The 13,572-nt window shown below is 72.9% G+C and carries 14 protein-coding genes; 7 read left to right on the top strand and 7 right to left on the bottom strand.

Going from position 1 to position 13,572, the window contains the following annotated elements; translation table 11 throughout:
• Nucleotides 1-142: 142 nt before the first annotated feature.
• Entirely contained in the window at nt 143-475 is a 333-nt protein-coding gene (locus AC07A4_RS00005; RefSeq protein WP_478590749.1) for an ATP/GTP-binding protein, read from the bottom strand.
• Between the two features lie 211 nt (nt 476-686).
• Here AC07A4_RS00005 and AC07A4_RS00010 point away from each other — a divergent pair, with 211 nt between their 5' ends.
• A complete protein-coding gene (locus tag AC07A4_RS00010) occupies nt 687-1,721 on the top strand; it encodes an LLM class flavin-dependent oxidoreductase (protein ID WP_478590751.1) in 1,035 nt (344 codons plus the stop codon).
• A 107-nt stretch (nt 1,722-1,828) separates the two neighbouring features.
• Here AC07A4_RS00010 and AC07A4_RS00015 read toward each other — a convergent pair whose 3' ends face one another.
• The gene (locus tag AC07A4_RS00015) at nt 1,829-2,221 is read right to left on the bottom strand and encodes an SCO5389 family protein (protein WP_030685118.1); all 393 of its coding nucleotides are present in this window, start codon (nt 2,219-2,221) and stop codon (nt 1,829-1,831) included.
• A gap of 256 nt (nt 2,222-2,477) precedes the next feature.
• Between AC07A4_RS00015 and nucS the strand changes: the two genes are divergently transcribed.
• Nucleotides 2,478-3,149 (top strand): endonuclease NucS, encoded by a 672-nt coding sequence (nucS, locus tag AC07A4_RS00020; protein WP_478590754.1) that lies wholly within the window; start codon nt 2,478-2,480, stop codon nt 3,147-3,149.
• A gap of 125 nt (nt 3,150-3,274) precedes the next feature.
• On the opposite strand, the gene AC07A4_RS00025 is transcribed toward nucS, so the two are convergent.
• From AC07A4_RS00025 to AC07A4_RS00040, 4 genes are all read right to left on the bottom strand, one after another.
• A complete protein-coding gene (locus AC07A4_RS00025) occupies nt 3,275-5,938 on the bottom strand; it encodes an ATP-binding protein (RefSeq protein WP_478590756.1) in 2,664 nt (887 codons plus the stop codon).
• Between the two features lie 305 nt (nt 5,939-6,243).
• On the bottom strand, nt 6,244-6,567 hold the full coding sequence (locus AC07A4_RS00030) for an STAS domain-containing protein (protein WP_030361223.1): 324 nt from the start codon (nt 6,565-6,567) through the stop codon (nt 6,244-6,246).
• Nucleotides 6,568-6,752: 185 nt separating this feature from the next.
• Nucleotides 6,753-7,601 (bottom strand): 3-hydroxyacyl-CoA dehydrogenase family protein, encoded by an 849-nt coding sequence (locus AC07A4_RS00035; protein WP_478590758.1) that lies wholly within the window; start codon nt 7,599-7,601, stop codon nt 6,753-6,755.
• 171 nt (nt 7,602-7,772) lie between these two features.
• On the bottom strand, nt 7,773-8,411 hold the full coding sequence (locus tag AC07A4_RS00040; RefSeq protein WP_478590761.1) for a TetR/AcrR family transcriptional regulator: 639 nt from the start codon (nt 8,409-8,411) through the stop codon (nt 7,773-7,775).
• A gap of 85 nt (nt 8,412-8,496) precedes the next feature.
• On the opposite strand from AC07A4_RS00040, the gene AC07A4_RS00045 reads away from it, so the two are divergent.
• The 3 genes from AC07A4_RS00045 to AC07A4_RS00055 all read left to right on the top strand — a co-directional run bounded on the left by AC07A4_RS00045 (nt 8,497) and on the right by AC07A4_RS00055 (nt 10,749).
• The gene (locus AC07A4_RS00045) at nt 8,497-9,279 is read left to right on the top strand and encodes an ABC transporter ATP-binding protein (RefSeq protein ID WP_478590763.1); all 783 of its coding nucleotides are present in this window, start codon (nt 8,497-8,499) and stop codon (nt 9,277-9,279) included.
• A gap of 117 nt (nt 9,280-9,396) precedes the next feature.
• Nucleotides 9,397-10,146: an ABC transporter permease gene (locus AC07A4_RS00050; RefSeq protein ID WP_478590766.1), complete on the top strand. Its 750-nt coding sequence runs from the start codon at nt 9,397-9,399 to the stop codon at nt 10,144-10,146.
• Between the two features lie 30 nt (nt 10,147-10,176).
• Nucleotides 10,177-10,749 (top strand): cob(I)yrinic acid a,c-diamide adenosyltransferase, encoded by a 573-nt coding sequence (locus tag AC07A4_RS00055; protein ID WP_478590768.1) that lies wholly within the window; start codon nt 10,177-10,179, stop codon nt 10,747-10,749.
• Between the two features lie 14 nt (nt 10,750-10,763).
• On the opposite strand, the gene AC07A4_RS00060 is transcribed toward AC07A4_RS00055, so the two are convergent.
• Nucleotides 10,764-11,348 (bottom strand): hypothetical protein, encoded by a 585-nt coding sequence (locus AC07A4_RS00060; protein ID WP_478590770.1) that lies wholly within the window; start codon nt 11,346-11,348, stop codon nt 10,764-10,766.
• A 192-nt stretch (nt 11,349-11,540) separates the two neighbouring features.
• On the opposite strand from AC07A4_RS00060, the gene AC07A4_RS00065 reads away from it, so the two are divergent.
• Entirely contained in the window at nt 11,541-12,758 is a 1,218-nt protein-coding gene (locus tag AC07A4_RS00065; protein ID WP_478590773.1) for a sensor histidine kinase, read from the top strand.
• Nucleotides 12,755-13,405: a response regulator gene (locus tag AC07A4_RS00070; RefSeq protein WP_478590775.1), complete on the top strand. Its 651-nt coding sequence runs from the start codon at nt 12,755-12,757 to the stop codon at nt 13,403-13,405. The genes AC07A4_RS00065 and AC07A4_RS00070 overlap by 4 nt, the downstream gene beginning before the upstream one ends.
• Nucleotides 13,406-13,572 lie beyond the last annotated feature (167 nt).

Below are 13,572 nucleotides of genomic sequence, written 5' to 3' on the forward strand. Positions count from 1 at the left end.
TTATGGGGTGGGTGGGTGTTTTCTCTTTTCTCTTTCAAAAAAGCAGCCCCCCCCCCCCCCCCCCCCCCCCCCCCCCCCCTTCCCCCCCCCCCCCTCCCCCCCCCCCCCCCCCGCCGCCGTCTTCGTCTTCGTACGGACCCGCTCAGTACCGCGGCGCGTTGCGCGAGCGCCGCACCCCCGGCGTGCGCCGGTCCTTCGCGCTCCAGCAGCCGGTGTGCCAGTGCCGCCGCTCGTCCACGCCCGAGTGCGCGGGCCACGCCACCACGTGCCCGAGGCCGGAGGGGATCTCCTGGTCGCAGCCGGGGCAGCGGTAGGTCTTGCCCGCCGCGCTCGCGCCCGCGACATGGCGCAGGTGCCACTGCTCGCCCTGCCAGTCCTCGGACCGCTGGAAGCCGCCGTAGCGGCCGGACTGCTCCGCCTGCGGCTCCGGCTTCGACTCTCCGGCGCCCTTGGGGCGATTGCGACGCGGCGACACGGAACACACCTCACGGAAGGAACAGGGGGCGGGGCTGTCCAGCCTACGCGGCAGGCGGAGGGGTACGCGTCCGGTGCCCGCCCCGGCGCAGCGTCCGGCACGGAGCGGAAAATCTGCCAATCTGCCCGCCAAGCCGTGCCTTTGGCACGTGTCATGCGTTGTTGCCGGTAAGGGGAGTACCCGCGTCGGAGTCGAGGAGGCAGGAAGTCCGATGCGCTTAGGAAGCTTTGTGCTGGCCGCCCAGTTCCCGGGACAGGGGCATGGGGAGGCGCTGCACCGCGCGGTGCGGTCCGCCGAGGTCGCCGAGGAGGTGGGCCTCGACAGCGTCTGGCTCGCCGAACACCACTTCGTGCCGTACGGCACGTGTCCGTCCGCGATCACACTCGCGGCCCTGCTGCTCGGCCGCACCCGGCGCATCCGCGTCGGCACGGCCGTGACCGTCCTTCCCAGCGCCCACCCGGTGGCGCTCGGCGAGCAGACCGCGCTGCTGCACCTGACCACCGGCGGCCGCTTCACACTCGGCGTGGGGCGCGGCGGCCCGTGGGTCGACCTGGAGGTCTTCGGCTCCGGGATAGAGGCGTACGAGAAGGGGTTCCCGGAGTCCCTCGATCTGCTGCTTCGCTGGCTGAGCGGCGAGCCGCGGGTCGCGGGCCCCGGTGGCCGCTTCGACTTCCGGGACGTCGCGGTGGTCCCGTGCCTGCAGCGGGACGACGCGGCGCCGCCAGGCCGCCCCGAGGTGGTGGTGGCCTGCACCTCGCCGTCCAGCGTCCGCCTCGCCGCGGCCCGGGGCCTGCCGATGCTGCTCGGCATGCACGCGGGCGACGAGGAGAAGGCCGAAATGGTGTCCTTGTGGAACAGGCACGCACGTGCCGCGGGCCGCACACCGGACGAGATCGCGGCCACCGCGCACGTCTCGGCGGGGGTGGCGCAGATCGCCGACCGCCGCGTGGACGCGGTGGAGACGCTGAAGAAGGCGATGCCCGGCTGGCTGCGCCTGGGCCTTGAGGCGCATGTGACGGTGGACGGCCGCGTCCGCGCCATGCGCGACCCGGTCGCCTACACGGAACTGCTGTGCGGCATCCACCCGGTCGGCACCCCCCAGGTGTGCGCGGACCGCCTCGCCGCCACCGCGGAGCGCACCGGCATCACCCGTTTCGCGCTGCTCGTCGAGGGCTCAGGGGAGCTCACGACGACGGAGGAGAACGTCCGCAGACTGGGCACCGAGGTGCTGCGTCAACTGACCTAGCGACGGCGCCCGCCCCGGCCAGAAACTGGCTCAGGGCGCCCGCGCCAAGGGGGCGCTGCCGCCCCGGTACTGATGCACCTCCCGCGTACGGAGCGGCAGCGAAGGGATCAGCAGTCCCGCAGTTCGGGTGACTGGTTCAGCAACTGGCCACGGATGGAAGTGAACTTGGCCAGCCTGTCGTCCGCCGAGGCGTCCAGGGGGAACACCGCCACGCGGTGGCAGTTCTGGAACGCCAGGCGCACCCCGAAGTGGCGCTGAAGGGCCCCGCGAATCGCGTCACTCGCGAGCGCGCGCAGCAGCTGGCCGCGCGCCTGCTCGTCCGGCGGCGGCGTCTGGTTGTCGGCGAATTCGCCGCCGTCAACCTTCAGCTGGGCCACCAGGGAGCTGATCATCTCCCATGCGTAGGGCAGGGAGGTCCGGACGCAGTCGACGAAGGCAGCTTCGTCGACCTCGCCTCGCTCGGCCTGTTCCAACAGTGCCGGTGAGACGTCGAGCGACATGGGTTCTCCTCTCGCACCCCCAGGGAGCAGGGGTTTACGGACAGGGAAGGAGCTCGCATACGCAGCGTGCACGTGCGACGACCTCCTGCTTATACGGTAGGCAACGCCTGTGGCGGGCACCAGGAGATTGGGCGCATAACTGGCCAGGTTCGAACGGGTTCATCGGCGGACAAGTGGTGCGCCCCACGCCCGCGCGCCGGGCGCTCGGGGGCGTGAATTCGCAGGACCCTCCCGCCGTCGAGTAGCGTTGCCGACCATGCGTCTCGTCATCGCCCGCTGCTCCGTGGACTACGCGGGCAGGCTCACCGCCCACCTTCCGTCAGCCCCCCGCCTGATCCTGGTCAAGGCGGACGGCAGCGTCTCCATTCACGCTGACGACCGGGCCTACAAGCCCCTCAACTGGATGTCGCCGCCGTGCACCCTGAAGGAGGGCACGGGCGACGACTCCGGTGTGTGGACCGTCACGAACAAGGCGGACGAGAAGCTCATCATCACGATGGAGGAAGTCCTGCACGACTCCTCGCACGAACTGGGCGTGGACCCGGGCCTCATCAAGGACGGCGTGGAAGCACACCTTCAGGAGCTGCTCGCCGATCGGATCGAGACACTCGGTGAGGGGTATTCGCTGATCCGCCGCGAGTACATGACGGCGATCGGGCCCGTCGACATCCTGTGCCGCGACGCCGACGGGCAGACCGTCGCCGTGGAGATCAAGCGCCGCGGCGAGATCGACGGCGTGGAGCAACTCACCCGCTATCTGGAGCTGTTGAACCGCGACCCGCACCTGGCGCCGGTCAAGGGCATCTTCGCCGCCCAGGAGATCAAGCCGCAGGCCCGCGTCCTCGCCACGGACCGCGGCATCGGCTGCGCGGTCCTGGACTACAACGCGCTGCGCGGCATCGAGGACGACAAGCTGCGGCTGTTCTGACGGCGAGCCGCGACAGGCCCCGGCTGTTCTGAGGACGCCGGAGCGAGGACACGCGCAGAGGGGGCGGGCCCACCGGGGCCCGCCCCCTCTCCGTATGCGTGCCGTCAGGCCGACGGTGTAGGCGATCAGGCCGACGGCGTCCCTGATGACGGGGCCGTCGACGGGCCGCCGCTCGCGGAGCCCGTCGACACCGGGCTTGACGACACCGGGCCGCTCGCCGAGTTCGAGGTGTTCGGCGAGGTCGGGGTCGACGGCGGCTGGGACGTGGGCGGCTGCGTCGTCGGCGGCTGGGTGGTCGGCGGACGCGAAGTCGGGGGCCGGGACGTGGGCGGGCGCGAGGTCGGCGGGTGGGAGGTCGGCGGCCTCGTCGTCGGCCCGTGGCTTGGCTGGCCCGACGGGCGGCCCGAGGGCTTGCCGCTCGGCTTGCCCGAGGGGCTCTGCGAGCCGCCACCGCCACCGCTGCCGCCGTGATCGGAGGGCCGTCCGCTGCCGCTCGGCGGCGTCGGGTCGTCCGACGTGCCGGGCACGCCGTCCTTCCCCGGGTCGACGGGGCCCTGCGACGCGCCGCCCTTGCCGGGCTTGTCGGCGCCGAGGCCGCCGCCGTCGCCGTCGGCGCTCGCCGACTGGTCGGTGCGGACCTTGTCGGAGGGGTCCTCGTCGTCACCGGAGGTCGCGCCGAGCGTCACCACCGTGCCGAGCACCGCGACGAGCAGGGCGCCCGCACCGGCCGCGACGAGGTTGCGGCGCGTGCCGCGCAGGATGGCGCGGCGGGTGGGTGCCGGGCCGCCGGGGCCCGGGTGGCCCGGCCGCGGCGGCGCGGGCACGGGCGGGACGGTGGCCTGCTGGCTCACGACCGTCTCCACCTCGTCGGGCGAGGTGGAGGGCATCGGCGGCACGAACGTGGCGCGCACCCCGCCGGGCGGCGACGCCGACTCCTCGTACCGCGCGTCGGGCACCTCCTCGCCCGCGGCCGTGCGCCCGCCGGGCAGCGCGCCGCCGGAGCGGTCGGCGACCAGGGCCAGGGCGCGGCGGCCCGCGATGGTGCCGCGCTTGTCGGCGAGGGCGCCGCGCAGGCCGATGGAGGCCTCCAGTTCGGCGCGGGCCCGGTCGAGGCGCCCGCCGCAGAGCGCGAGGATGCCGAGCTCGTGGTGGAAGTACGCCTCTTCGGCGACCTCGCCGCAGGTGCGCGACGCCTCCTGTCCTGCCCTGAGCGCCCGCTCCCAGGCGCCCCAGTTGAGCCCCGCGGCGAAGGCGGGCGCGACGGTGCGCGCGAGCAGCACCGCGGCCGAGGGATCGTCGCCGCCCGCCGCGTCCCTGGCCGCCATGAGGGCGGCGAGGGCGGCGAGGATCGCGTCGGCCTCGGCGGCCACCCGCTCGGGGCTGACCGAGGGATGCCCGGACCACCAGGCGTAGTGCTGGGCGGCGGACTGCGCGTGCGCGGCGGCGTCGTCGGCGTATCCGGCGCTCTCCAGCTGGATCCGCACCCCGGCGGCGAGCCGGTGGTGTCCGCCGACGGGGGTGACGAGGGCGCAGTCGACGAGCTCGGCGAGGGCCGCGTCGGCGTGGGTGTCGCCGACGAGCGCGGGCAGGTGGGCCGGGTGCGGCAGGTCACCGCCGAGCGCGACGGCGAAGCGAAGGGCGGCCCGCGCGGACGGGCTCAGGCGGGAGGCGAGCAGCGCGGCGGGCGCCGCGCCCTCCGCGAGCGAGGGCGGCGGCACCTGGTCGGTGGGGTCGCCGGGCAGGGCGGCGAAGGGCGCGTCCGCGGGCGGGGCGCCGGGGCCGTCGTAGGGGTCGTGCTCGGCGAAGGCGTCGGGGTCGGCGCGCAGCTGGTCGTGCTGGCGCAGCAGGGCGCCCGCCTGGACGAAGCGCAGCGGCAGGCCCTCGGACTCGAACCACAGGTCGCCCGCCCAGTCGGCCTCCTCGTCGGTGAGGACGCGGCCGACGACGCGCTCCAGGAGTTCGAGGGCGCCGCCGCGGCCGAGGCCGCCGAGGAAGACCTCTTCGAGGTGGGACTCGGGCGCGGGCGCGGCGATGTCGGGGGTCGCGGCGACGAGGAAGGCGCACTCGGGGGTGGCGTCGAGGAGCTCTTCGAGGGCGGTGCCGCCGAACTCCAGGTCGTCCAGGACGACGACGGCGCCGATCTCGCCGACGAGTTCGCGCAGCAGGGCGCGGTCGGGGCGGTACTGCCGCGTGTCGTGGACGGTGGCGCACAGCTCGTACAGGAGGTCCGTCGGCGTGCGGTGGTAGCCCGAGAGCCGGATGACGCCGTCGGGGGCGAGGTCCGCGCAGTCCTCGGCGACGGCGTCGAGGAGGGCGGTGCGCCCGGAGCCCGCGGGTCCGGTGAGGCGTACGGAGCGGCCGCGGGCGAGGAGGCGCACGAGGCGCTCGCGCTCCTCCTGGCGTTCGAGGAGCGGGGGGCGGGGCAGTGCGGGCCCCGGCGGCACGGGCGGCAGGGCGGCCCGGCGGCGTTCGGCGCGCTCGGCCGCGGTGTAGGCGCGGGGGCGCTCGGGCTGTTCGCCGGGCGGGCAGGGTTCGATCTCGCTGCCGTCCACGGGGTTCACGGTGAGCAGGAAGTCACCGGAGACCAGGCGCACGGCGCGGACGGGCGCGGGCGTGGATATCGCCGCGCCGAGGCCGGGCGCGCCGGGTCCGCCGGCGCTCGCCGGTCCGGTCGAGGCGTCGTGCCGGGGCGGGCGGGTGTCCCCCGCCGCGCCGTCGTGGGCGTCGTGGCCGGGCTGCGTGCGGCCGTCGTGGCCGTACTCCTCCGGTCCCCGGTTCGTCGGGTCCATGGTCCAAGCCCCCCAGATGCGTCGGTGCGAAGCCCCCTCTGGCCGTGGGCACACCGCGCTGTCGCTTCTGGTCCGGTGCCCCCGTGTGGGTTCGTCAATCGTCGGGCGACCGAACCCTAAACCGTCTTCAGTATGTCCACGGAGGGCGGGGTACCGACCCGCCCGAGACGTCACAGTCTCGTGAGGATTGCGCACCCGTCGCCGGGCCGCGCCGCTCGCGCGGCTCGTCCGGGTCGCGTGCGGCGGACCGGCGCGCCCGGGGCGGCGTTCCGCACGTCACGGGCGGGGAAGCGGCACACGCGGCGTCACACGCGAGGCAGCGATTCGACTCCGATGCCGCCCTCGATGGCGAGGATGCGGTGCAGTCGGGTCGCGACGAGCAGGCGCTGCATCTGCGGAGGCACGCCGCGCAGGACGAGCCTGCGCCCGCAGCGCCCGGCGCGGCGGTGCGCGCCCATGATGACGCCGAGTCCCGTGGCGTCCCACGAGTCGAGTTCGGACAGGTCGAGCACCAGGTCTCCGGCTCCGTCGTCGACGGCCGAGTGCAGGACCGTGCGGGCGTCCGCCGCGCTGCGTACGTCGAGGCGTCCCCCGACGACCAGCTGGGCCTGGTCGCCCCTGATGTGCATATGCGCTCCCCAAGAGTGCCGTGTCGGGTGTGACGCCCGTGCCGTAAGGCGTCTGCGTATGTCACAGCAACTGACTGTCACGTGGGTGAGGAAGTTGCCGTCTGTAAGCGAACCGATACCGAAATCACTCCGAGGGGTGACCCTCGGAGTGACGGCGCGTCCGTGTTCGTGCTCGGTGTTCGTGCTCAGTGCTTGTAGAAGCCCTGCCCGCTCTTGCGTCCGATGTCACCGGCGTCAACCATCCGGCGCATCAGCTCGGGGGCGGCGAACTTCTCGTCCTGCGACTCGGTGTAGATGTTGTCGGTGGCGTGCAGGAGGATGTCGACGCCGGTGAGGTCCGCGGTGGCGAGCGGGCCCATGGCGTGGCCGAAGCCGAGCTTGCAGGCGATGTCGATGTCCTCGGCGGTCGCGACGCCCGACTCGTAGAGCTTGGCGGCCTCGACGACGAGGGCGGAGATCAGGCGGGTGGTCACGAAGCCCGCGACGTCGCGGTTGACGACGATGCAGGTCTTGCCGACGGACTCGGCGAACGCGCGGGTGGTGGCGAGGGTTTCGTCGCTGGTCTTGTGGCCGCGGACGAGCTCGCACAGACCCATCATGGGCACCGGCGAGAAGAAGTGGGCGCCGACGACGCGCTCCGGGCGCTCCGTGACGGCCGCGATCTTGGTGATCGGGATGGCGGAGGTGTTGGAGGCGAGCACGGTCTCGTCCCGCACGAGCTTGTCGAGCGTCCGGAAGATCTCGTGCTTGACCTCGAGCTTCTCGAAGACGGCTTCGACGACAACGTCCGCGTCGGCGGCCGCCTCCAGGTCGGTGGTGGTCGTGATGCGGCCGAGGGCGGCCTCGGCGTCCGCGGCGTCGAGCTTGCCCTTGCTCACGAACTTCTCGTACGAGGCCTTGATGCCGTCCGTGCCCCGGGTCAGCGCCTCGTCGGTGACGTCGCGCAGGACCACGTCCCAGCCCGCCTGGGCGGAGACCTGGGCGATGCCGGACCCCATGAGGCCGGCTCCGATGACGGCGAGCTTTCGTGCCACGTTACGACTCCCCTTGCCTGGCGTATGACAGAGCGCTTACCCGCTGTTTACGTTTCGCGCTGAAGCGGACACTAGCGGTCGTGAGCTGCCAGGTGGCGGCGAAGAGACGCACGCCACGTCCCGTTTGACGGACATCACACCGGGGCGGGCCGCGAGGGGGGCCACGAGGGGTCAGGAGGCCTCGCGGGCAGCGTAGTTGAGGACCCGTTCGCTCAGGAGTTCCTCGAGCTCGTCGAGGAGGACGAGGGCCTCGCGGGAGACCTCGGCCGGATCGCGGCGCGCCATCATCTCGGCGCCGATCCAGGCCATGAGGGTGGCGTGCGTCCAGTTGAGCTGTCCGGCCACGAGTTCGGGCAGGCGGCCCGCGCCCGGGTCCGCCTCGGCGCGCAGGGTGGCGACGAGGTCGCTCAGGCTCTCCTGCTGGATGGCCCAGAGCCGGGAGCGCAGGGCGGGCGAGTCCGTGATGACCCGCATGAAGTCGGCGTAGCCCGTGAAGAGTCCGACCGTGGGCGACACGGCCTCGACGAGGGCGCGCAGTTCGCGCAGCACGGCGTCGGCGGCGCTCTCGCCGTCGCGGCGCCCGCGCACCCAGCGGGAGAGCCGGTCGATCATCTCCACGCCCCGGTCGAGGAACAGGTCCTCCTTGGCCGGGAAGTAGTTGTAGACGGTGTTGACGGACACGTCCGCGGCGTCCGCGACCTCGGCGACGGTGACGGTGACGAAGCCGTGCTCCAGGAAGAGCCCGGTCGCGATGTCCGAGATCCGCTGCTTGGTCTGCCGCTTCTTACGCTCCCTGAGTCCCTCAGCCATGGCCTCATCCTAGGCGCCGATCCAGGGAGTCCATGAAATATTGGTGACATTGCAAAATTTCAGTGGCTCTGTTTTTGTGGTCTCCATGGCAATCATCAGTGCGGCGGGGCTCACCCGGACCTTCTCCACCAAGAACGGCCCCGTGGAGGCCGTGCGCGGCATCGACCTGACCGTCGAGCCCGGCGAGATCCTCGGCTTCCTGGGGCCGAACGGCGCGGGCAAGACCACGACCCTGCGGATGCTCACCACGCTCCTGCCGCCCACCGGAGGCGCCGCCACCGTGGCGGGCCACGACCTGGCGGGCGACCCCGCGGGCGTGCGCGGCGCGATCGGCTACGTGGCCCAGTCCGGCGGCCTCGACCCGCAGGAGACCGTGCGCGCCGAACTCGTGGTCCAGGGAAGGCTCTACGGCCTGTCGAAGGCGCACGCCGAGGAGCGCGCCGAGGAGCTCGCGGCCGACCTCGGCCTCACCGAGCTGCTCGGCCGCAGGACCGCGGCGCTCTCCGGCGGCCAGCGGCGCAGGCTCGACATCGCGCTCGGGCTCACCCACCGGCCCGCCGTGCTCTTCCTCGACGAGCCGACCACCGGCCTCGACCCGGCGAGCCGCGCCGACCTCTGGCGGCTGGTGCGGCGGCTGCGCGACGAGCACGGCACCACGGTCTTCCTCACCACGCACTACCTGGACGAGGCCGACGCGCTCGCGGACCGGATCGTCGTCGTCGACCGCGGCGTGGTCGCCGCCGAGGGCACCCCGGCCGCGCTCAAGCGGCGCTACGCCGGATCGGCCGACGCCACGCTCCAGGACACCTTCCTCGCCATCACCGGCCGCGGCCCCGCCCCCGTCGACACCGCCCCCGTGGCCGTCTGAGCCCGTCGGCTCCACGCCCAGGGCCGTCCGCGACCCCGTCGGCACCGCACCCGTGGCCGCCCGCCTCCTTCGCCACCGCAGCCCGCCCCCTTCGCCCCCAGACAGGAACCGCCCGCCATGCTCCTCCACCACACCGCGCTGCTCTTCGGGCGCTATGTCCGCCAGACGCTGAGGTCCAAGTTCCAGATCTTCTTCGGCGCCCTGATGCCCCTGCTGTACCTGCTGTTCTTCGGCCCCCTGCTCACCGATCTGCCGCTGGCCTCGCGCGGCGACTCCTGGCAGGTCCTGGTGCCGGGCCTGCTGCTCCAGCTGAGCCTGTTCGGCGCCTCGTTCAGCGGCTTCGCGATCATCCTGGAGAAGAACTGGGGGGTGCTCGACCGGATGCGCGTGACGCCGGTGAGCAGGCTCGCGCTGATGCTCGGCCGACTGCTGCGCGACGCCGCGCTGTTCGTCTTCCAGGGCGTCCTGCTGGTGCTCGCCGCCCTGGTGATGGGGTTGCGCGCGCCGCTCGCGGGCATCCTGATCGGGTTCGCGTTCGTGGCGCTGCTCAGCTTCGCGCTGGCCTCGCTGTCGTACGCGCTCGCGCTGAAGGCGCCCACGCCGCAGGAGTTCGGGCCGACGGTCAACGCCCTGGTGATGCCGTCGATGCTGCTGTCCGGCCTGATGCTGCCGATGGCGCTCGGACCCGCGTGGCTTGACGTGCTCTCGCACCTGACGCCCTTCCGCTACCTGGTGGACGCGGTCCGCGACGCCTACGTCGGCCAGTACGCCACCGCACACATGCTGTACGGCGTCCTGGTCGCCGTCGGCTTCGCCGTCGCCGCCGTGGCGGTCGGCACCCGCGTCGTGCGCACCGCCGGTGCCTAGCGCGGCGGGGCGCTGGCTACGCTGGCCCGCATGGTCAATCTGACGCGCATCTACACCCGTACCGGCGACCAGGGCAGCACCGCCCTCGGCGACATGAGCAGGACCGCCAAGACCGACCTCAGGATCGCCGCGTACGCCGACGCGAACGAGGCCAACGCGGTCATCGGCACCGCCATCGCGCTCGGCGGCCTGGACGCGGAGGTCGTGACGGTCCTCACCCGGGTCCAGAACGACCTCTTCGACGTGGGCGCCGATCTGTCGACGCCGGTCGTCGAGGACCCGAAGTACCCGCCGCTGCGCGTGGAGCAGTTCTACGTCGACAAGCTGGAGGCGGACTGCGACCGCTTCAACGAGCGCCTGGAGAAGCTGCGGAGCTTCATCCTGCCGGGCGGCACGCCCGGCGCGGCGCTGCTGCACCAGGCGTGCACGGTGGTGCGGCGCGCCGAGCGCTCCACGTGGGCCGCCCTCGAAGCGCACGGCGAGACGATGAACCCGCTCACGGCCACCTACCTCAACCGCCTGTCCGACCTGCTGTTCATCCTGGCGCGGACGGCGAACAAGGAGACCGGTGACGTGCTGTGGGTGCCCGGCGGCGAGCGCTAGGCCTCAGACCTTCGTCAGGGACTGCCCGCCTTCGTCAGGGACTGCTCGTCCCGCTCCCCCGGTGCGGGGGCCGGGGCCCGCTTCGGGAACACGGTGTAGCTGAGCGCGATCAGGCCGTGGATGCCCGCCGTCCGCCAGGCGACGTACATCCACGACTCCAGCGAGCTCGTGCGGCTCGGGTCGTCGACGTAAGCCATGGCGAGCAGGAGCAGCCCCGAGGCGACGGCCGCGGCCACCACGGAGCCGAGCCAGACCTTGCCCTCGTGCCGGGCGCGGGCCCAGCCGTAGCGCGGCGGGCGCGGCACCGGCGTGCCGTTGAAGCGGTGGGCCGCGTGGCCGTCGAGCCACTTCACGGTGCGGTGGCCGTGGCCGACGGTGTAGCCGATGTAGAGCGCGGCCAGGCCGTGCTTCCAGCTCGGGTCGGCGCCGTTCTTGAGGTCGAGCGCGGTGACGACGAGCAGGACGAGTTCGAGCAGCGGCTCGCACAGCAGGATCGCGATGCCGAGCTTCGGCATCCGCAGCAGATAGCGCGTGGCGAGGCCCGCCGCGAGCAGCACCCAGAAGCCGACTTCACAGATGATGATCAAGGTGACGATCACGGCTCGTTCCTCCCGGTCGCCCTGGTCTTCGTTCTCACCCCTTCAGATTCGCCTCCCGGCCCCGGCGACACGTCGTCACCAGTGACGACGTAGCGGCTGCATCCTTCGATGTAGCGGCTGCACACTTCGATGTACGCGTGCTTCACCCGGTGATGGGAGGCCCAAGCGGCGCACTCCGTGTTGGATGGAGTCATGCCGCTGCCGCTCGCCCGCCCCGACGTCGTCGATGTCCGCATCGCCTCCGTCAGCCTCGTCAGCGGCCTCGGCTTCTGGGCGCTCGGCCTGCACATGCAGATCGACCGGCCGCTCGGCGACGCCTGGACGCTGCTTCCGCTGTTCGTCATGGCGGGCCTGGAGCTGCTGCGCCGGACCGCGCCGCGGTTCGCGCTCGCCGTCGGCACCGTGGCGCTGGTCGTCGACCAGTTCACGCCGGGCAACCTGGCCACGGTCGTGATGTTCACCGACCTCGTGTACGCGGCCGTCCTGTACGGCACGCCCGCGGCCGCCCGGCGCATCCCCGTCACCACCGGCGCGATCACCGTGGCGGTGACCATCGGGTTCCTGGCCTGGTTCCGGGAGCCGGAGGCGCTCCTCATCGGCGCCATCACCGCCCTGGTGTCGTTCGCGCCCGCGACCACGGGCGCCCTCGTCCGCAACCACCGGGACGCGGCGGAGATGGCCCGCCTGCGCGCCGGGCAGACCGCGCTCCTCGCCGAGGTGGACCGCTCCCAGGCCGTCACCGCCGAGCGCGCCCGGATGGCCCGCGAGCTGCACGACGTGGTCGCCAACCACCTCTCGGCGATCGCCATCCACTCCACGGCGGCGCTCTCCCTCGACGACGAGAGGACCACCCGGGACGCCCTGGCCGTCATCCGCGAGAACAGCGTCGAGGGCCTGGCCGAGATGCGCCGTCTGATCGGCATCCTGCGGGACTCCAGCGGATACGACAAGGACGCCGAGCCCCTGGCCGCGCCTACCCTGGACGGCCTCGGCGCGCTCGTCGCGGGCGCCCGCGCGAACGGCCTGGACGTGACCCTGGACGACGGCCGCGCCCCGGACGGCGACGCCCTGCCCGCGCCGGTGGAGATGGCCGCGTACCGCATCGTGCAGGAGTCCCTCACCAACGCCCTCAAGCACGCCGCCCCCGGCCGGGTCACCGTGGCCCTGGCCCGGGAGGCGGGCGCGCTGTGCGTGCGCGTCACGAGCCCGTACGGGGACACGCCGGGCCCGCGCGCTCCCGGGTCCGGTGCCGGCCTCGTCGGCATGCAGGAGCGCGCGGCGCTGCTTGGCGGCACGTTCTCGGCGGGGCCCGAGGCGGGGCCCGAGGCGGGCCCCGGGGCGGAGCGCAAAGTGTGGCGGGTGGCCGCCCGGCTTCCCGTCGATCCCGCAGACCAAGAGGTGACCGAATGATCCGTGTGCTCGTCGCCGAGGACCAGTCCGCCGTACGGGCGGGTCTCGTCCTGATCCTGCGCAGCGCGCCCGACATCGACGTCGTCGGCGAGGCGGCGGACGGCGAGCAGGCGGTCGCGCTCGCCCGCGAACTGCGGCCCGACCTCGTCCTGATGGACGTCCAGATGCCGCGCCTGGACGGCGTGTCGGCCACGCGTCAGGTCGTCGCCGAACAGCTGGCGGACGTGCTCGTCCTGACGACGTTCGACCTGGACGAGTACGTCTTCGGGGCGCTGCGCGCCGGAGCCTCGGGCTTCCTGCTCAAGAACACGGAGGCGAAGGCGCTCCTGGAGGCGGTGCGCACGGTCGCGCGCGGCGAGGGCCTGATCGCGCCCGCCGTGACCCGCAGGCTGATCGCGGAGTTCGCGGCGCCGGGCCCCGCCTCGCGCGGCGCCGGTGGTGTGGACCTCTCGGTCCTCGACGTGCTGACCCGCAGGGAGCGTGAGGTCCTCTCCTGCCTCGGCGAGGGCATGTCCAACGCGGAGATCGCCCGTCGGCTCGACATGGCGGAGGCCACGGTGAAGACCCATGTGAGCCGTCTGCTTGGGAAGCTGGAGCTGCGCAGCCGGGTGCAGGCGGCGGTGCTCGCGCAGGAGCTCGGGGTCTGAGCGGGGCCCAACTGCCGCATTCCGACCAGTGGTTCAACCACTTGACCGTTGGTCCAGACCTTTCTATTCTCACCGCACTGCGGTGAGCACAGGAGATGTACACGTCATCCATACGGTGCTCACGGGCGTCGCAGGGTTCCACCCCCACCCCGGAACTCGACCGAGGA

The sequence above is a fragment of the Streptomyces sp. NPDC043996 genome, from assembly GCF_056435225.1.